Source organism: Azovibrio sp., assembly GCF_049658005.1.
Lineage (GTDB): Bacteria > Pseudomonadota > Gammaproteobacteria > Burkholderiales > Rhodocyclaceae > Azovibrio.
Map to the genome: position 1 here is coordinate 1 of NZ_JBASOH010000128.1, position 18,285 is coordinate 18,285.

17 protein-coding genes and 1 pseudogene are annotated in these 18,285 nt (G+C 64.1%); 8 read left to right on the forward strand and 10 right to left on the reverse strand.

Annotated elements, in window-relative coordinates:
• Window positions 1-93: 93 nt before the first annotated feature.
• The 3 genes from WBH99_RS12345 to WBH99_RS12355 all read right to left on the reverse strand — a co-directional run bounded on the left by WBH99_RS12345 (window position 94) and on the right by WBH99_RS12355 (window position 3,936).
• Entirely contained in the window at window positions 94-1,257 is a 1,164-nt protein-coding gene (locus WBH99_RS12345; protein ID WP_424220400.1) for a hypothetical protein, read from the reverse strand.
• 69 nt (window positions 1,258-1,326) lie between these two features.
• Entirely contained in the window at window positions 1,327-2,637 is a 1,311-nt protein-coding gene (locus WBH99_RS12350; RefSeq protein ID WP_424220401.1) for a homoserine dehydrogenase, read from the reverse strand.
• 66 nt (window positions 2,638-2,703) lie between these two features.
• The gene (locus WBH99_RS12355) at window positions 2,704-3,936 is read right to left on the reverse strand and encodes a pyridoxal phosphate-dependent aminotransferase (protein ID WP_424220402.1); all 1,233 of its coding nucleotides are present in this window, start codon (window positions 3,934-3,936) and stop codon (window positions 2,704-2,706) included.
• A 211-nt stretch (window positions 3,937-4,147) separates the two neighbouring features.
• On the opposite strand from WBH99_RS12355, the gene WBH99_RS12360 reads away from it, so the two are divergent.
• The 5 genes from WBH99_RS12360 to WBH99_RS12380 all read left to right on the forward strand — a co-directional run bounded on the left by WBH99_RS12360 (window position 4,148) and on the right by WBH99_RS12380 (window position 8,695).
• Window positions 4,148-4,537 (forward strand): Mth938-like domain-containing protein, encoded by a 390-nt coding sequence (locus WBH99_RS12360; RefSeq protein WP_424220403.1) that lies wholly within the window; start codon window positions 4,148-4,150, stop codon window positions 4,535-4,537.
• The gene (locus WBH99_RS12365; protein ID WP_424220404.1) at window positions 4,534-5,403 is read left to right on the forward strand and encodes a 4-deoxy-4-formamido-L-arabinose-phosphoundecaprenol deformylase; all 870 of its coding nucleotides are present in this window, start codon (window positions 4,534-4,536) and stop codon (window positions 5,401-5,403) included. The genes WBH99_RS12360 and WBH99_RS12365 overlap by 4 nt, the downstream gene beginning before the upstream one ends.
• A gap of 31 nt (window positions 5,404-5,434) precedes the next feature.
• Window positions 5,435-5,926, forward strand: coding sequence for a peroxiredoxin (locus WBH99_RS12370; protein ID WP_424220405.1), 492 nt, complete (start codon window positions 5,435-5,437; stop codon window positions 5,924-5,926).
• 26 nt (window positions 5,927-5,952) lie between these two features.
• On the forward strand, window positions 5,953-7,371 hold the full coding sequence (locus WBH99_RS12375) for a PhoH family protein (protein ID WP_424220406.1): 1,419 nt from the start codon (window positions 5,953-5,955) through the stop codon (window positions 7,369-7,371).
• Window positions 7,372-7,456: 85 nt separating this feature from the next.
• On the forward strand, window positions 7,457-8,695 hold the full coding sequence (locus WBH99_RS12380; RefSeq protein ID WP_424220407.1) for a transglutaminase-like domain-containing protein: 1,239 nt from the start codon (window positions 7,457-7,459) through the stop codon (window positions 8,693-8,695).
• A gap of 33 nt (window positions 8,696-8,728) precedes the next feature.
• Here WBH99_RS12380 and dnaB read toward each other — a convergent pair whose 3' ends face one another.
• From dnaB to WBH99_RS12410, 6 genes are all read right to left on the reverse strand, one after another.
• Window positions 8,729-10,141: a replicative DNA helicase gene (gene dnaB, locus WBH99_RS12385; protein WP_424220408.1), complete on the reverse strand. Its 1,413-nt coding sequence runs from the start codon at window positions 10,139-10,141 to the stop codon at window positions 8,729-8,731.
• An 85-nt stretch (window positions 10,142-10,226) separates the two neighbouring features.
• Complete coding sequence (gene rplI, locus WBH99_RS12390; protein WP_424220409.1) at window positions 10,227-10,673, reverse strand: 50S ribosomal protein L9; 447 nt, start codon at window positions 10,671-10,673, stop codon at window positions 10,227-10,229.
• A gap of 15 nt (window positions 10,674-10,688) precedes the next feature.
• Window positions 10,689-10,964: a 30S ribosomal protein S18 gene (gene rpsR, locus WBH99_RS12395; protein WP_424220410.1), complete on the reverse strand. Its 276-nt coding sequence runs from the start codon at window positions 10,962-10,964 to the stop codon at window positions 10,689-10,691.
• On the reverse strand, window positions 10,936-11,265 hold the full coding sequence (priB, locus tag WBH99_RS12400; RefSeq protein ID WP_424220415.1) for a primosomal replication protein N: 330 nt from the start codon (window positions 11,263-11,265) through the stop codon (window positions 10,936-10,938). Before priB ends, rpsR begins: the two co-directional genes overlap by 29 nt.
• Before the next feature lie 18 nt (window positions 11,266-11,283).
• The gene (rpsF, locus tag WBH99_RS12405) at window positions 11,284-11,670 is read right to left on the reverse strand and encodes a 30S ribosomal protein S6 (RefSeq protein ID WP_424220411.1); all 387 of its coding nucleotides are present in this window, start codon (window positions 11,668-11,670) and stop codon (window positions 11,284-11,286) included.
• Between the two features lie 206 nt (window positions 11,671-11,876).
• Entirely contained in the window at window positions 11,877-14,102 is a 2,226-nt protein-coding gene (locus tag WBH99_RS12410) for a YgiQ family radical SAM protein (protein ID WP_424220416.1), read from the reverse strand.
• 170 nt (window positions 14,103-14,272) lie between these two features.
• Here WBH99_RS12410 and WBH99_RS12415 point away from each other — a divergent pair, with 170 nt between their 5' ends.
• Genes WBH99_RS12415 through WBH99_RS12425 form a run of 3 tightly spaced genes read left to right on the forward strand, consistent with a single transcriptional unit; the run spans window position 14,273 to window position 17,735 of the window.
• Window positions 14,273-14,617: an STAS domain-containing protein gene (locus WBH99_RS12415; RefSeq protein WP_424220412.1), complete on the forward strand. Its 345-nt coding sequence runs from the start codon at window positions 14,273-14,275 to the stop codon at window positions 14,615-14,617.
• Window positions 14,617-15,585 (forward strand): MBL fold metallo-hydrolase, encoded by a 969-nt coding sequence (locus WBH99_RS12420; RefSeq protein WP_424220413.1) that lies wholly within the window; start codon window positions 14,617-14,619, stop codon window positions 15,583-15,585. Before WBH99_RS12415 ends, WBH99_RS12420 begins: the two co-directional genes overlap by 1 nt.
• Window positions 15,585-17,735, forward strand: coding sequence for a CHASE2 domain-containing protein (locus WBH99_RS12425; protein WP_424220414.1), 2,151 nt, complete (start codon window positions 15,585-15,587; stop codon window positions 17,733-17,735). Before WBH99_RS12420 ends, WBH99_RS12425 begins: the two co-directional genes overlap by 1 nt.
• Window positions 17,736-17,823: 88 nt before the next feature.
• Here the strand turns inward: WBH99_RS12425 and WBH99_RS12430 are convergent.
• Window positions 17,824-17,946, reverse strand: a pseudogene (locus tag WBH99_RS12430) (integron integrase); the annotation flags it as partial.
• Between the last annotated feature and the right edge of the window lie 339 nt (window positions 17,947-18,285).

Below are 18,285 nucleotides of genomic sequence, written 5' to 3' on the forward strand. Positions count from 1 at the left end.
CAGGAGGATGTCGCAAAAGGGAAGCGCGGGAGAGCCGCCGCGGGTGGAGAGATAGCGCATGGCAAAGGACCAGAAAGCGGAAAAGGCGCGATTTTACCGCGCCCGCTCCGATCCGGGCAGGCTCTGCAGCAATCCCGCCACCAGGGCCAGGAGAAAATGCCCCAGCCCCAGCCCCACCAGCCCCATGCCGGGCAGTTCATGGCCCAGCAGGATGGCGCACGCAGCCCCCAGGAACAACAGGGCCCGCCCGGCTCCACCGGCTGCCAGACGCTGGCGCAGAGCCAGGCGGTTCGGCGTTGCCGGGCCGGGATGGCACCAGACCGGCAACAACTGGCTCAAGGCGCCCAGCACCAGGGGCAGCAGGAAAGCCGGGCCCAGGGCGAGGATGGCAAGCCGGGGTTCGAGCCGTTGAAAACCGTGCAGCAAACCCGCCAGTTGCAGCAGCATGAATCCCGGCACCGCCAGCAGCAGGCTGGCCGTGGCGCCGTCCCGCCACAAGCTGGAAAAGCCGAACCGGCGCTGCCAGTGCACCAGCAGGCGCAGCACCGGATATACCAGCAGCACCAGCCCTACCGCCGCCAGCAGGGGTCCCACCAGGGCCATGCCATCGAGCGCTGCCAGGGCAGTACCCCCCGTCAGCACCAGCACGCTGCCTAGCACCGGCCAGAGATAACGGCGCAGCCAGTGGCGGGCGTCCGGATCATGCTGGCCCAGGGCCGTGGGCAGTAGCAGGGGCAGGGTTCCCAGGGCGGCCAGGCCGACAAAGCCCAGGGTATTGAGATGCAAATGCAGGCTGCGCAGGGGCCGGTAGGCGGCCGGAACGGCCAGGAGGAGCGGCACCACCAGCAGCGCCAGCAACAGGCAGGCCAGGGAACAGCCATACCAGCGCCAGCCCGGATGGGGCGTGCCCAGGCAAGCCTTGGCCCGGCTCTTCATCCAGAAGATCAAGGCCAGGGCCAGCCCGGCCAGCAGGGCGGACAGGGGGTGCAGCAAGCAGCGAAGGCCGGGCTCCTGGAGCGCCAGGACCACGCCGAGGCCCAGGCCCTGGGCCAGCCAGGGCAGCACCTGGAAGAAACGGTGGGGAGCCCCGGTGCGAGTCAGCACCGGGACGAAATGCAGCATCGCCCCGCAGATCAGGGGCAGGACGCCTGCCGCCACCAGCAGGTGGAAGGCGGCCACGGGCGACAGCCAGCCGCTGGCTCCCGTGATCAAGGCCAGGACAAAAACGGCAAGAACGGCGAAGACGAGGGGGGTCACGGCAATCCACCGGGAAACGAAACGGGAGCCCTGAGGCTCCCGCAGTTCATGATAGGTACGCCATCGGATTTACTGCAACTCTTCGAGGCGCAGCTTGATGACCTTGCCCTGCACCGCGGCCAGGGCTTCTACCTTGGCAATGGCGGCATCGGCGGCCTTTTCCCGGCAGCGATGGGTGAGGATGATGATGTCGGTCTGGGCCTCGCCTTCCTGCGGCTCGCGCTGCAGCATGGCGTCGATGGAGATTTGCTGGTCGGCTAGGATGCGGGTGACATCGGCGAGCACGCCGGGCCGGTCTTCCACCTGCAGGCGCAGGTAGTAGGCGGTCTCGGCTTCGGCGATCGGCAGAATCGGCAGATCGTGCAGCTGGTCGGGCTGGAAGGCGAGGTGCGGTACCCGGTTGTCCGGGTCGATGGTGGCGGCGCGCGCCACATCCACCAGGTCGGCGATCACCGAGGAGGCGGTGGGCTCGGCGCCGGCGCCCTTGCCGTAGTAGAGGGTGGCGCCCACGGCGTCGCCCTTGACCAGGATGGCGTTCATTGCGCCTTCGACATTGGCGATCAGGCGTCTGGCCGGCACCAGGGTGGGGTGCACGCGCAGTTCCACGCCATCGTCACGGCGCTTGGCGATGCCAAGCAGCTTGATGCGGTAGCCGAGCTGCTCGGCATACTTGATGTCGGCGGCCTGGAGCTGGGTGATGCCTTCCACATAGGCCTTGTCGAACTGGACGGGGATGCCGAAAGCCACGGAGGCAATCAGGGTGGCCTTGTGGGCGGCATCGATCCCCTCGATGTCGAAGGTGGGGTCGGCTTCGGCGTAACCGAGGCGCTGGGCTTCCTTCAACACCTCGGCAAAGGGCAGGCCCTTGTCGCGCATTTCGGAAAGGATGAAGTTGGTGGTACCGTTGATGATGCCGGCGGCCCATTCGATGCGGTTTGCGGCCAGACCTTCGCGCAGGGCCTTGATGATGGGAATGCCCCCGGCCACGGCGGCTTCGAACGCCACCATCACGCCCTTCTCCTGGGCGGCGGCAAAGATTTCATTGCCATGCACGGCGAGGAGGGCCTTGTTGGCGGTGACCACATGCTTGCCGTTGGCGATGGCCTGCATGACCAGTTCCCGGGCCACGCCGTAGCCGCCGATCAGTTCCACCACCACGTCCACGTCCGGGTCGTTCACCACGGCAAAGGCGTCGTCGGTGATCCTGCAGGCGCCGCCGGTAACTTGCCTGGCCAGTTCCAGATTCTTGTCGGCCACCACGGAAATACGGATGGGCCGGCCGGCGCGACGGGTGATTTCCGCTGCGTTGCGGGAGAGAACGGTAAAGGTGCCGCCGCCGACGGTACCGCTGCCAAGAAGGCCAACATGGATGGGTTTCATGAGATTCGATTCACCAGGGTTCGACTCAGGTTCGAGAGGGGTTGGAAAAAACGGCAGGGCATCCGCTCAAGCGGCGCTGCCGTGGCGCTTGCGGTAGTTTTCCAGGAAGCGGGCGATGCGGCCGATGGCGATGCGCAGATCGTCCTCATGGGGCAAAAACACCAGGCGGAAATGATCCGGGTGGGGCCAGTTGAAGCCTGTGCCCTGCACCAGCAGCACCTTTTCCTCCTGCAGCAGTTCGGCGATGAAGGCCTGATCGTCCTGGATCGGATAGACCTCGGGATCGAGGCGCGGGAACATGTACAAGGTGGCCTTGGGCTTGACGCAGCTGACACCGGGAATGGCGGTGATCAGCTCATGCGCCAGATCGCGCTGGCGACACATCCGGCCGGCCGGGGCCACCAGATCGTCGATGCTCTGATAGCCTCCCAGGGCGGTCTGGATCGCATACTGGCCGGGCACGTTGGCGCACAGGCGCATGGAGGCCAGCATGTTGAGGCCCTCGATGTAATCCTGGGCGTGGCGCTTGTCGCCGCACACCACCATCCAGCCGGCGCGGTAGCCGCAGGAGCGGTAGTTCTTGGAAAGGCCGTTGAAGATCAGCGTGAGCACGTCCTCGGAGAGGGCAGCCAGGGAGGTGTGGGTGTTGCCGTCATAGAGCACCTTGTCATACACCTCGTCGGCGCAGAGGATCAGGTCGTGCTGGCGGGCGATTTCCACCAGTTCCTTCAGCAGCTCGTCCGGGTACAGGGCGCCGGTGGGGTTGTTGGGGTTGATGATGACGAGGGCCCGGGTATTCGGGGTGATCTTGCTGCGGATGTCGTCCAGGTCCGGCAGCCAGCCATTGGCTTCGTCGCACAGGTAATGCACGGGCGTGCCGCTGGAGAGGCTCACCGCCGCCGTCCACAGCGGGTAGTCGGGAGCCGGCACCAGCACCTCGTCGCCGGGATTCAAGAGGGCGTTCATGGACATCACGATCAGCTCGGAGACGCCGTTGCCGATGTAGATATCCTCGATATCCACCCCCTTGATGTGCTTTTCCTGGGTGTAGTGCATGATCGCCTTCCTGGCGGCGAAAATGCCCTTGGAATCCGAATAACCCGCCGAGTTGGGCAGGTTGCGGATCATGTCGAGCTGGATTTCTTCCGGCGCGTCGAAGCCGAAGGCCGCCAGGTTGCCGATGTTGAGCTTGATGATCTTGTGGCCCTCGTCTTCCATCTGCTTGGCCTGGGTCAACACGGGACCCCGGATGTCATAGCAGACGTCGGCAAGCTTGTTCGATTTCAGTACGGGCTTCATCGTTTTTTTCCTGGCACTCGCCTTCATCCTGCCCTTTTGGGGGCGGCGGGTCTGGCTGGCTTTTTTGTGAGTCGTCACAACTATCCGCTTTCCCCGATCCCTGATGCCCCTGTTCTGGAGCCTTGGCCGACCGGCGAAAAAGCTATAATCCTACTTCAAGCCATGGTGCACCGCAATTTTGACGGACCGGCCAACTCACTTTCCTCCTTCAATGAAACTCCACGACAACAGTGATCCAGGACTCAAGCTCTTCACCAGCCACGGCGAAGGCTATGTAACCGTCAACCGGGAGCGCTTCGAAAACAACTTGCTGGTGCTGCCGGACCGGATCGAGCCGGCCTGGACCGGACACGACTTTGCCAGACTGTGCATCGATGACTTCGCCCGCCTGGCGGCCTGCGGTGCCGAAATCGTGCTGCTTGGCACCGGCCTTCGCCTGCGCTTTCCCCATCCGGCCCTGCAACAGCCCCTGATGGCCGCCGGCATCGGCCTGGAAGTCATGGACACCGCCGCCGCCTGCCGCACCTACAACATCCTGGCCAGCGAAGGCCGCAAGGTCGCCGCCGCCCTGCTGATCGAAACCCCGATCGAAACCCCATGAGCCAGATTGCCCTGCGCATTCATGTCGGCACCCTGGCAGGCGCCCGCCGGGGAGTTCCCCTGCTGCTCGAAAAGCTGCTGGCGCAAAAGGCCCGCGCCACCTTCCTCCTCTGCCTGGGCCCGGACCAGTCGGGCCGCGCCTTCGGCCAGGCCCTGGGCATGGCCCGCCACTGCTGGAAAACCCCGCTCCGGGGCACGCTGATCCCCGCCCAGGAAATCGGCAAACTGGCCGCTGACAGCCTGCGCCAGATCGAAACGCAAGGCTTCGAGGCCGGCATTTCGGCCTGGAACCGGGTGGCCTGGGAAAAACAGGCCGCCGCTGCCAGCAATGACTGGATTGCCGCCGATATCGACCGGGCCATGCGGGCTTTTGACCGCCTGTTCGGCCATCCCCCCCGGATTTTCGGCGCCCCCGACTGGCAGGCCCACCGCCACCAGCTGCGCCTGCTGCAACGCCACGGCTTCCAGCTTGCCTCCGATTGCCGGGGCCAGCATCCTTTCCTGCCGGTGTACGAGGGAGAACCCCTGCCCTGCCCCCAATTGCCCACCACCCTCCCCACCCTGGAAGAGTTGATGCGCGGGGGCCGCAGCGATACAGATTCAGTGCAACGGCTCCTGGAACTCAGTGCCCAAACCACTGCCCCCCAGGTTTTCAGCCTGCGGGCCGAGCACGAAGGCCTGGGCTACCGTACGGCCCTGGAGCAACTCTGGCAGGGCTGGCAACAGCAGGGACATGCCCTGTGCGCCCTGGGTGATCTACTTGCCGGCCTGGAGATGAAAAACCTGCCCTATGCCGGGATCCACCGCGCCGGGATTCCCAACCGGGAAGGGAGCCTGTTCCTGCAGGGCAGGCAGCATCTGGACTGAATCACGGCCCTTGACCGGGGCGCGCCCCCCCATGACAATCCCCTCACCCAACCCCAAGGAAATCGTCATGTCCGACCCCCAGGTCGCCGACTTCACCCTCCCGGCCACCAGCGGCCAGACCTTCACCCTCTTTGCCCAGCACGGCAAGAAGGTGGTGATCTACTTCTACCCCAAGGACAGCACCCCCGGCTGCACCACCGAGGCCATGGAATTCCGGGATTCATACCCCGACTTTCTCGCCACCCACGCCGTGATCGTCGGCGTCTCCCGGGACAGCCTGAAGTCCCACGAGAACTTCAAGGCCAGACTCGGCCTGCCTTTCGAGCTCCTGAGCGATGCGGAGGAAACCCTCTGCCGCCAGTTCGAAGTCATCAAGACGAAAAAAATGTACGGCAAAGAGGTAAGGGGCATCGAACGCAGCACCTTCGTGATCGACCAGGACGGCGTGCTGCGCCGCGCATGGCGGGGCGTCAAGGTGCCGGGCCATGCCCAGGAAGTGCTTGATTTCGTGAAAACCCTCTAACCGCCAACTTTCCGGAACTCCCGCTCATGGCCAGAAAAACCAGCAAGAAAGCCGAAGCCACCAAGATTTTCGTTCTCGACACCAACGTACTGATGCACGACCCCTCCAGCCTGTTCCGCTTCGAGGAGCATGACATCTTCCTCCCCATCATGACCCTGGAGGAACTGGACAACCACAAGAAGGGCATGTCCGAAATCGCCCGCAATGCCCGCCAGGTTTCCCGCAGCCTGGACGAATTGCTGTCCACCGCCGAGGACATCGAGGAAGGCATTCCCCTGGACGAGCCCAGCAAGGGCCTGGCCTCGGGCCGGCTGCTGCTGCAGACCGAAGCCATCAGTTCCGAACTGCCGCCGGCCCTGCCCACCTCCAAGGTGGACAACCAGATCCTGGCGGTGGTGATCCACCTGCAGCGGCGCTACCCCAAGCGCCTGGTGGTCCTGGTGTCCAAAGACATCAACATGCGCATCAAGGCCCGCTCCCTGGGGCTGCCGGCAGAAGACTACTTCAACGACAAGGTGCTGGAAGACACCGACCTGCTCTATCCCGGAACCCGCGCCCTGCCCGCCGATTTCTGGGAAACCCACGGCCAGGGCATGGAATCCTGGAAGAAGGACGGCAAGACCTACTACCGGGTCACCGGCCCCCTTTGCCCCGACTTCCTCCTCAACGAATTCGTGTATCTGGAAGGCGAGTCGGAATTCACCGCCCTGGTCAAGGAAGCCGCGGGCAAGAAGGCCGTGCTGGAGACCCTGGTCGACTACAGCCATCCCAAGCATGCGGTGTGGGGCATCCATGCCCGGAACCGGGAGCAGAATTTCGCGCTCAACCTGCTGATGGACCCGGAGATCGACTTCATCACCCTGCTCGGCCAGGCAGGCACCGGCAAGACCCTGCTGACCCTGGCCGCCGGCCTGACCCAGGTGCTGGAAACCAAGCGTTACGCCGAAATCATCATGACCCGGATCACCGTCCCGGTGGGCGAGGACATCGGCTTTCTGCCCGGTACCGAGGAAGAAAAGATGGCCCCCTGGATGGGCGCCCTGGAGGACAACCTGGAAGTGCTGACCCGCAGCGAGGATAGCACCGGCGCCTTTTCCGGAGAATGGAGCAAGGCCGCCACCACGGATCTGATCCGCTCCCGCATCAAGGTGAAATCCCTCAATTTCATGCGCGGCCGGACCTTCCTGAACAAGTTCCTGATCATCGACGAGGCCCAGAATCTGACGCCCAAGCAGATGAAGACCCTGATCACCCGGGCCGGGCCGGGCACCAAGGTGATCTGCCTGGGCAATATCGCCCAGATCGACACCCCCTACCTGACCGAAGGCTCCTCCGGCCTCACCTATGTGGTGGACCGTTTCAAGGGCTGGAATCACTCGGGCCACATCACCTTGCAACGAGGTGAGCGCTCGCGGCTGGCCGACCACGCCGCCGAAGTGCTGTGATGGCGTTATAATCGCCCGGCTCCCAAAACAAACCGCGCCCCTGGCGCGGTTTGTCCTTCTGCAGAACTCTTGACCGGAACTCATTTTGAAACGTCGCGCCTTCCTTGCCGCCGGCCTGCTCTCCTTGTTTGCATCCCCTGCGGCCCTGGCTGCCCGAAAAAAGGATGCCAGCAAGAAAACCGCTTCAAAATCGACCTCGAAATCAAGCCACAAGAAAACCAGGCGCTCAGGCAAGCCGCAGGGTAAAGCGCAAGCCAGATCCCAGACCACGGCAGAAAACCCGGTGCTGGAATCCCCCTACCGGGGCTCATCCGCCACCCGCCTGCCCCCGGTCAAGGCGCAGGAACCCCCGGCGCTCTGGCGCATCTTTGAAATCAGCACCTCCTTGCAGCTGAAATCATCGCAAGGCCGCCAGCGCCTGTGGCTGCCCCTGCCCATGAGTCAGGACACGCTCTACCAGCGCAGCCTGGGCCACACCTGGAAGGGAAATTTCGAACTGGGCAGCCTGAGCCGCCTCCCCGACGGAGAACTGGAAGCGTTCTATTGCGAATGGCAGGAAGGGGTGACCCCGCAACTCGAACTCAGGACCACCGTCACCACCGCCGACCGGCACTTCGATATTTCCCGCCGCACCCTGCCACCGGAGCGGGAAGACATCCTGCGCCGCAACCTGCAAGCGTCCCGGCAGCTACCCAATGACGGCGAAGCCTACAAGCTGGCGCAGCGCATCATCGGCCGCATCCTTGACCCGGTGGCGCAGGCCAAGGCCATTTTCGACTGGGTGGTGGATAACACGGAATATGACCCCAGCCTGCCCGGCGTCGGCAGTGGCGACGTGCGCCGCCAGCTCGAACAGCAGCGCTTTGGCGGGCGCTCCGCCGACATCAACGGCCTGTTCGTGACCCTGTGCCGCGCCATCGGCATCCCCGCCCGGCGGGTGTTCGGCCATCGCATCGAACAATCCCGCATCTCGCCGAGCCTGGGAATCAGCCAGGGCGATGCCACCCGGGCCCCCCACTGCCGGGCCGAGTTTTATGTGCCCGGCTATAGCTGGATCCCCGTAGACCCCAGCGATGTGCGACGCACCATCGCCAAGGAAGGACTGGATCACCGGGACCCCAAACTCGTCGCCCTGCGCAAGATCCTGTTCGGCGTCTGGGAAATGAACTGGATGGCCTACAACGTCGCGGAAGACCTGGTGCTGCCGGGCGGGAAGTCCGTTCATTTCTTCACGCTCCCCCTGCTGGAACGCCAGGAAGGAACCCTGAATGGCCTCGACCCCGACGGCTTTTATCGTATTTCAAGCCGCCAGATCATTGCCTGAGCCCAGGCCAGGGCGCCCCACCTTTCAGCCGTTTCAATACTGCGAATCCACATACCCCCCCTGGGCCAGGCTTTCAAAACGGGTGTATTGCCCCAGGAAGGCCAGCCGCACCGTGCCGGTGGGGCCATTGCGCTGCTTGCCAATGATGATTTCAGCAATCCCTTTATCCTGAGATTCCGGTTTGTAGTACTCATCCCGGTACAGCATCATGATCACATCCGCATCCTGCTCGATGGCGCCGGATTCTCTCAAGTCCGACATCATCGGCCGTTTGTCGGTGCGCTCTTCCACTTTGCGGGAGAGTTGGGACAGGGCAATGATGGGCACCTGCAATTCCTTGGCCAGGGATTTGATGGAGCGGGAAATTTCCGACACTTCCGTGGCCCGGTTCTCATTCTGGCGGGCCGATGACATGAGCTGGATGTAGTCGATCACGATCAGGCCCAGCTTGCCGCACTGACGATGCAGGCGCCGCGCCCGGGCGCGCAGATCCACCGGATTCAAGCCGCCCGTCTCGTCGATATAGATGGGAGCCTCGTGCAGTTGCCCCAGCGCAAACGAAAGCTTCGACCATTCTTCGTCGTTGAGCTTGCCGGTGCGCACCCGGCTCGAATCGAGGCGGCCAATGGACGCCATCATCCGTGTCGCCAGCTGGGTCCCGCCCATTTCCATGGAAAAGATCCCCACCGGCAGACCGGCAATCGTGGCCACATTTTCAGCGATGTTCAAGGCAAAGGCGGTTTTACCCATCGAGGGCCGGCCCGCCACGACGATCAAGTCGCCCGGCTGTAGACCCGATGTTTTCTGGTCGAGATCGAAAAAGCCTGTCGGCACCCCGGTGATATCGGAAGGATTATCCCGGTCATGCAGTTCCTGGATGCGCTCCACCACCTGGGTCAGCAGGGGGTTGATATGGACGAAGCCTTCCGAGCTGCGCGAACCCTTCTCGGCGATCTCGAAGACCTTGGCTTCGGCCTCGTCCAGCAAGGTCTTGGCGTCCCGGCCCAGAGGGTTCAGGGCATTGCCGGAGATTTCGTCCGCAGCCGCCACCAGCTGGCGCAAAATGGCGCGCTCCCGCACGATTTCGGCGTAGCGGCGGATGTTGGCGGCCGAAGGGGTGTTGTTGGCGAGTTCGCCCAGGTAGGCCAGGCCGCCCGTGTGTTCGCTTTCCCCCCCGGCATCGAGGGCCTCCGCCACGGTCACGGCATCCGCAGGCTTGCCTTTTTCCAGCAGGCTGCGAATCTGCCGGTAGATGCGCTTGTGTTCGTCGCGGTAAAAGTCAGTATCGGCAATCATGTCGCCGATGCGGTCCCAGGACTGGTTGTCCAGCAACAAGCCCCCCAGAACGGATTGCTCGGCTTCGATGGAATGGGGCGGCACCCGGAGTTGGGCAATGGCCGGGTCGATCGTCGACCGGGACTTCTTGAAAGGGCGTTGTTCACTCATAGGGGCCAGAGTTTAACCCGTCGCAGCAGCGGATCAGCAAAAAGGCCCTGCACGCAGCAGGGCCTTTTGCGAGCGGCAGGAGGATTTATTCGCCCGCCACCGTCACCACCACCGTCGCCAGCACGTCGGTGTGCAGGAAGATTTCCAGGGGGAATTCACCGGTCGCCTTCAGGGGGCCTTCAGGCATGCGCACATCGGCCTTATCCACGGCAAAACCCGCTTCTTTCAGGGCATCCGCCACATCGTGGTTGGTCACGGAACCAAACAGACGACCGTCCATGGCGGACTTGCGGGTGATGGTCACGGAGACGCCGTTCAGCTTGTCGGCCACGACCTGGGCAGCCGCCAGCTTTTCAGCCTGGATCTTTTCCAGTTCGACGCGGCGGGCTTCGAATTCAGCCAGCGCGGCGGGGGTGGCCCGCTTGGCCTTCTTCTGGGGGATCAGGAAATTACGGGCAAAACCGTCCTTGACCTTGACCACGTCACCCAGATTGCCGAGATTGACGACTTTTTCGAGCAGAATGACTTGCATGATTCGCGCTTCCTCTTACTGGTGGTTGTCGGTGTAGGGCAACAGGGCCAGGAAACGGGCACGCTTGATGGCGGCCGACAGCTGACGCTGGTAGCCGGCCTTGGTGCCGGTCAGACGCGCCGGCATGATCTTGGCGTTTTCCTGGATGAATTCCTTCAGGACTTCCACATCCTTGTAATCAATCTGCTCTACCTTCTCAGCGGTAAAGCGGCAGAACTTGCGACGCTTGAACAGACCGCCGCCACGACGCTTTTTCTTGTCATCATCCTTCTTCTTGAAGAACCTGGCCATTTTCTTTTCCTTCCAAAAATTCGATTTCTTGCACGTGCAAAACGAGCGCCCTGCTATTGCGGCTTCTTGCTGCCAGGAACCCGGTCACTTCAACCCTTACCCCGAGCGGGGCTGCATCCAGCCAGCCTGCCTTGGGGCCCAGGGCCAGGAGGGGTATTTCACACACCACCTGCCGGGACAATCCTGCTTCTAGCTGCTCCGATTCGTGCCCGATCCGGGCCTCGGCGACCGGCACACCGGCCGGGGTGTAGCGCAGCGGTTTTTTTTCGCAGAGTCGTCCGCTGACCTGGAACTGATTCAGAGGGACGCCCGAAACTTATCAGACTGCGGCAGCAGGCTCGGCGGCTTCGGCCGGAGCCGCTTCACCCGCGAGCAGGGACCTGGACTTCTCTTCCTTCATCATGGGAGAGGGCGTCGTCACGGCATGCTTCATCTTCATGGTGAGGTTGCGCAGCACTGCATCATTGAACTTGAAGCCATGTTCCAGTTCGGTCAGGGTCTCGCCATCACACTCGATGTTCATGAGCACGTAGTGAGCCTTGTGGATTTTCTGGATGGGGTACGCGAGCTGACGCCGGCCCCAGTCTTCCAGACGGTGAATCTGACCACCCTTGCTGGTGACCAGGGTGCGATAGCGCTCCACCATGGCGGGCACTTGTTCGCTCTGGTCCGGATGGACGATAAAAACGATTTCGTAATGGCGCATGTACACTCCTTCTGGCAAAAGCCCTCCGCCATGCGTTTCGGTAGGGCAAGGTTGAAAAGCCGGCCATTATAGCCGGGTCTGACAAATAAGGCCAGCATCCGGAGCGGCAGAATCAGGAATCCGGAGCAGCGCCCTTCCTGCGTTCAAACCCCCTGCATGCCCAGGTGCGTGCCAGGTGCGTGCCAGGTGCAGTCATGGCAGCCCCGTTACTTCCTCCCCTTCCCTCCCCCGCCCTGGCACGCCCCGGCTGCTTTTCCTGCGCCTTTTCCTGCACCAGTGCGCTTGCCCGGTCGAGCATCCCGGGCCGCTGTTCCGGTGTGGCCGGAGTTCTGGTTGCGGGCGGGGGGCAAGATGCGGTGCACCAGGTCCCGCTCCTGGCCGTGCGCCTGGCCGTGCTTCTCGCGCTCGCCGCGGGGCGCGCCCTTGAGGCCGAAGTTGCCCTTTCCGCCCGTGCCGACGGGCTGGAAGCTGGGGATCAGGTGTCTCTTGCCGTTGCCGATCAGGTCGGCGCGGCCCATGTCTTTCAGGGCTTCGCGCAGCAGGGGCCAGTTTTCCGGGTCGTGGTAGCGCAAGAAGGCCTTTTGCACCTTGCGCTGGCGCCCGGCCCGGGCGGTTTCCACCCCTTCCGTGGCACGCCCCACCGGCTTCAGGGGATTCTTGCGGCTGTGCCACATGGTGGTGGCGAGCGCCATGGGGGTGGGCAGAAAAGTCTGCACCTGATCGAGGCGAAAATGGTTGGCCTTCAGCCACAGGGCGAGGTTGAGCATGTCCAAGTCGGTGGTGCCGGGGTGGGCGGCGATGAAGTAGGGGATCAGGTATTGCTCCTTGCCCGCTTCCTGCGAGAACTTCTCGAACATCTGCCTGAATTGCTCGTAGGCGCCCATGCCCGGCTTCATCATCTTCGCAAGCGGGCCCGCCTCGGTGTGCTCGGGGGCGATCTTGAGATAGCCGCCGACGTGATGGGTGACCAGTTCCTTCACGTATTCGGGGGAGCGCACGGCGAGGTCGTACCGCAGGCCCGAGCCGATCAGCACCCGCTTCACGCCGGGAATGGCCCGGGCCTTGCGATAAAGGCGCAGCAAAGGCGCATGATCGGTATCGAGGTTCTCGCAGATGCCCGGAAAGACGCAGGACAGCCGCCGGCAGGACGCCTCGATCTGCGGCTCCTTGCAGGCCATCCGGTACATGTTGGCGGTCGGCCCGCCGAGGTCGGAGATGGTGCCGGTAAAGCCCGGAGTCTTGTCGCGGATTTCTTCGATTTCCTTGAGGATGCTCTCTTCCGAGCGGCTCTGAATGATGCGCCCCTCGTGCTCGGTGATGGAGCAGAAGGTGCAGCCGCCAAAGCAGCCGCGCATGATGTTGATGGAAAAGCGGATCATCTCCCAGGCCGGAATCCTGGCGTCTCCGTAGGCGGGATGGGGCGAGCGGGCATAGGGCAGGCCGTAAACCCCGTCCATTTCCGCCGTGGAGAGGGGAATCGGCGGGGGATTGAGCCACACGTCCCGCTCGCCATGGGCCTGCACCAGGGCCCGGGCGTTGCCGGGGTTGGATTCCAGATGCAGGGTACGGGAGGCATGGGCATAGAGCACCGGGTCGTCCCGGACCTGCTCGTAGGAAGGCAGGCGCACCACGGTGCGGCTGCGGCGCGCCTGGCGCAGGGCCACCCGCGCCAGGGTTGGCATGAATTTCAGCTCGGCCGTGCCGGCGCGACTTGCCGGGGCCTCGGCCACGGGGCCGCTGTCGTTCATGGCGTAGGGGTCGGGGTGCGGCTCCACCTTGCCGGGCCGGTCCACTTCGGTAGAGTCGATTTCCTCCCAGTCCTCGCCCGGTTTCCAGCCCCTCGCCACCATGTAAGCAGTGCCGCGCAGGTCGCGGATTGCCTCGATCTTCTCGCCCCGGGCCAGACGATGCGTCAGTTCCACCAGGGCCCGCTCGGCATTGCCGTAGAGCAGCATGTCGGCCTTGGCGTCGGGCAGCACCGAGCGGCGCACCTTGTCGCTCCAGTAGTCGTAATGGGCGATGCGGCGCAGACTCGCTTCGATGGAACCGAGGATCACGGGCACGCCGGGATAGGCTTCCCGGGCCCGCTGGGCATACACGGTCACGGCCCGGTCCGGGCGTCTATTCGGTTCGGCATTGGGGGTGTAGGCATCATCGGAGCGGATCTTCCGGTCCGAGGTGTAGCGATTCACCATCGAATCCATGTTGCCTGCCGTGATGCCGAAATAGAGATTCGGCTTACCCAGGCGCCTGAAGTCTTCTGCCGAGTGCCAGTCCGGCTGGCTGATGATGCCGACGCGAAAGCCCTGGGCTTCGAGCAGCCGGCCGATCAGGGCCATGCCGAAGCTGGGATGATCGATGTAGGCATCGCCCGTCACCAGGATCACGTCGCAGGAATCCCATCCGAGCCGTTCCATCTCGGCGCGGGACATCGGCAGGAAGGGCGCCGGGCCAAAACGGTGGGCCCAGAACTTCCGGTACGAAAAAAGCGGCTTGGCCGCAGATAAGCTTAAAGTCATAATTGGTTTCCGGCGCGTATTCTACCTGAGCAGCAACCCGCCTCTTCATCATGATATCAATGCAGCCGGCAAGGAGATTTCACATGGAACTGGAAGCAGTCGTTCACCCCAAGGCAAACCTGGTCATGGTGCGCGGTCGGATAGACCACGGCAGTTCCATGGCGTTCTCGGAACTACTGCATCCGCACCTGGAAAATTGCAAAAAAGGGGCACCGCCCCTGGTACTCGACTTTGCCGGAGTGGATTACGTCAGCAGTGCCGGCCTGCGCGCCCTGATGATCGCCACCCGCTTCGCCAAAAATCAGGGCGGTCGCCTGGGCATTGCCGAGTTCCAGCCCCTGGTGCGCGAAGTCTTCGGCATCAGCCGCTTCGATCTGGTGATTCCCTGTTTCGACACCCTGGAGGCCGCCCTGGGAGAACTGGCCTGATGCAGGTCCTGTTCTGGGGCACGCGGGGTTCCCTGCCCGTCTCCCTCAATGCCGAACAGCTGCGCCAGCGCCTGCTCTCGGTACTGGAAGTGGCGGCCCGGCTCCCGGCCGGACAACTGGATACTGCCATCGGCCGGGCCGAATTCGTGGATGCCCTGCCCTTCGCCCTGCGCGGCACCTACGGAGGTCAGTCGGCCTGCGTGGAAATCCGGGGCAATGGCCCGGAACACCTGATCTGCGATCTGGGCAGCGGCGCCCGGGGCCTGGGCAACGCCAAGCTGGCCCGCTTTGGCCCGGGCACGCCCCAGACCTACCATATCTTCATGTCCCATCTGCACTGGGACCACCTGATGGGGCTGCCCTTCTTCACCCCCCTTTACATTCCCGGCAACCAGCTGATCATCCACGGCTGCCATGCCGAGCTGGAAGCCGCCGTGCGCCTGCAGATGTCCGAACCCGGTTTTCCCGTGGATTTTTCCCTGGTGGACAGGCAGGTGGAATTCCACCCCATGGAACCCGGCCAGACCTACGACATTGCCGGCTTTCAGGTGTGCGCCATGCGGCAGATGCACGGCGGCGACTCCTACGGCTACCGCTTCGCGCAGGAAGGCAAAAGCTTCGTCTACGCCACCGACTCGGAACACAAGCTGGATCAGGAAGAGCAGTGGGCGGCCTGCGTCGACTTCTTCCGGGAGGCCGACCTGATCGCCTTCGACGCCATGTATTCCCTGGCCGAGATGGTGTCGGTAAAGGCGGACTGGGGCCACTCCAGCCACATGATCGGCGTGGAACTGGCCCTGGCTGCGAGGGCCAGGCGCCTGGCCCTGTTCCACCACGACCCCTTGAATGACGACGCCAGCCTGGACCGGCTGCTGGCAGACAGCCGCCGCTTCGAAGCCCTGAGCCGGCATCGCCGCCCGCCCCTGGAAGTGCTCTCCGCCTACGACGGCCTCATCGTCCAGCTCTGATGCTGCGCCACCTCCGGACCCTGCTCGTCACCCCCTTGCGGGCCCACCGGGGCCGTCCCGCCGCCCTGCTTGCCCTGTTGGCGGCCTGCACCGCCCTGGCCCTGATCGAATACACCCCGCTCACCCTGCTGCAGAATGCCCTGTTCGACCGGATGCAAAGGCTGTCGCCCAGGGACCGAAGCGAGATGCCCGCCCTGATCGTGGCCATCGACGAGAAAAGCCTGGCTGCCCTGGGGCAATGGCCCTGGCCCCGCCAGACCCTGGCCCGGCTGGTGGAGACCATCGGCACCGGCGACCCGCTCGCCATCGGCCTGGACATGATCTTTCCCGAGCCGGACCGGCTCGGCTCGGCCAGCCTGAAACGCCTCTACCCCCAGTTGGGCCGGATTCCCCTCGCCGACCCGGACGCCCGCCTGGCTGCCGCCCTGGCGGCCACCCCCAGCGTACTGGGCATATCCGCCAACAAGACCCTTCTTCATGGCAACCGCAGCGCCCTCAAGGTCACCCCCGTCATCAGCCGTGGAGGAGACGCAGGAGCAATCGCCAACCCGTTTGCCGGCGCCCTGGCCAGCCTGCCGGCCCTGGAAGCTGCCGCCCGGGGCCAGGCCCTGCTCAATGCCCAGGAAGACCCGGCATTACAGGACCCGGAACGGGGCGTGCTGCGCCGGGTGCCCCTGATGGCCAGCGTCGCCGGCCTGCCCGTGGCCGCGCTGGGGCCGGAAATGCTGCGGGTGGCACTGGACGCTCCCGCCGTCGAGGCCGACATCAGAAACGGCCGCATCACCCGGGTCGGGGTGGACGCGTACCGCCTGCCCACCCAGGCCGACGGCAAGCTGATTCTGCACTTCGGCCCGCTCCGGGCTGACCGGATTTTTTCCGCCGTGGATGTGCTGGAAGGCCGGATTCCCCCGGAAAATTTCCAGCACCGCTTCGTCCTCCTGGGCTTCACTGCCACCGGCCTGCAGGACCGGGTGGTCACGCCCCTGGGGGAGATGATTCCCGGCGTCGACGTCCATGCCCAGGTGCTGGAAAGCCTGCTCAGCGGAGCCGCCCTGACCCGCCCCCTCTGGCTGCGCCTGGCCGAAGGCGCGCTCCTCATCACCCTGGGCCTGGGCCTGATCGCCGCCGTGCCGCGCCTGCCCCCCAACTTCGCCGTGAAGCTGGGCCTGGCCTCGGCCATCCTGTTGTTCCTGACCGGTTACGCCGCTTTCCACCTGGGCCGGCTGCTGTTCGACTCCGCCTCTCTGGTAACCCTGCTCAACCCGGTGTTCTTCATCCTGATCGGCAATACCCTGGTGGCATCGGACCAGCAGCGCCGCTTGGCCGAACAGGCCCTGCAGGCCAGCCGGGAAGCCGCCGCCCGGGTAGCCGGCGAACTGGATGCAGCGCGCCGCATCCAGATGGGGCTGTTGCCCGACCCGGCGCAGCTCTTCGCCGGGGAAACCCGGTTTCAAGTGGCCGCCTACCTGGAAGCCGCCCGGGAGGTGGGGGGCGATTATTTCGACTGTTTCATGCTCGCCCCGGGATACCTCTGCCTCTGCATCGGCGATGTATCCGGCAAAGGCCTGCCCGCCAGCCTGTTCATGGCCATGAGCAAATCCGTCGCCAGCGCCCTCCTGCGCCACCACCCGGACGATCTCGCCCAGGCCCTGGAGGAGGTGGACGCGGCCCTGTCCCGGGACAACCGGGAAATGCTGTTCGTCACCAGCTTCATCGCCGTGGTGAATGTGGAAACCGGGATGATGGACTACGTCTGCGCCGGCCACGACGCGCCCTGGCTGTTGCGCGGCCAGACGATCCAGCGCATCCGGGTGGACCAGATCGGCGGCCCGCCCCTGTGCGCCTGCGAGGGCTTTCCCTACCGCCACGCGCAACTCACCCTGGAACCCGGCGACCGGCTGCTGCTGACCACGGATGGGGTCACGGAAGCCAGCAACGGCCAGGCCTGGTTTGGTAACGAGCGCCTGGAACGACTGCTGCAGGAAAATACACAAGGCGACACAGCGGCCGCCCTGGTGGAGAAGGTCAAAGATGCGGTCCGGAATTTCGAAGCAGGCGCCCCTCCGGCCGATGACCTGACCCTGCTCTGCCTGGAATGGCGCGGGCCAGAAGCCCCCCTGCCCTCCCCTCAAACAAGCACTTCCACCTGAATCCCAAGCCGCCCAGGGAACTCACCACCCCACGCCCGCCCAGGTTGAATACATGGGTATAAACCATGGTGGTCGCCACATCCTTGTGCCCCAACAGCTCCTGCACGAAGCGAATGTCGAAACCGCTTTCGAGCAGGGGTGGCAAAGGAATGGCGCAAGGCATGGGGGTGGCCAGCTTGGCAATGCCCGCCGCCTGCACCGCCCGCTTCATGGGGGGAAAGCACCACCGGCAAACAGGCAGGCCGCTTGGCCCGCACCCTCTGATCCAGCCAGGGCAAATCCTGGGCCGGCACCTCCCGGTACAAGCACAACCACGCCGAAAGCACCTGATTCTGGGTCGCAGCCGCCACCTGCCCCTGCTCCGCCAGATGCGTCAAAAACACCACAATCTGTGGGTGGAAATTGGCGTGAAAAGCAGGGCGTGAAAAGGGGTCAGGGTCATTTAATTTCTCAGGGCCTCCGCACTGCGCGCTACAGCGCCGCTCAACTTCACGTTAGCCACCAATACCCTGAGAGGTCGATTGACATTTTGGGGTCATACCCCGTGCCC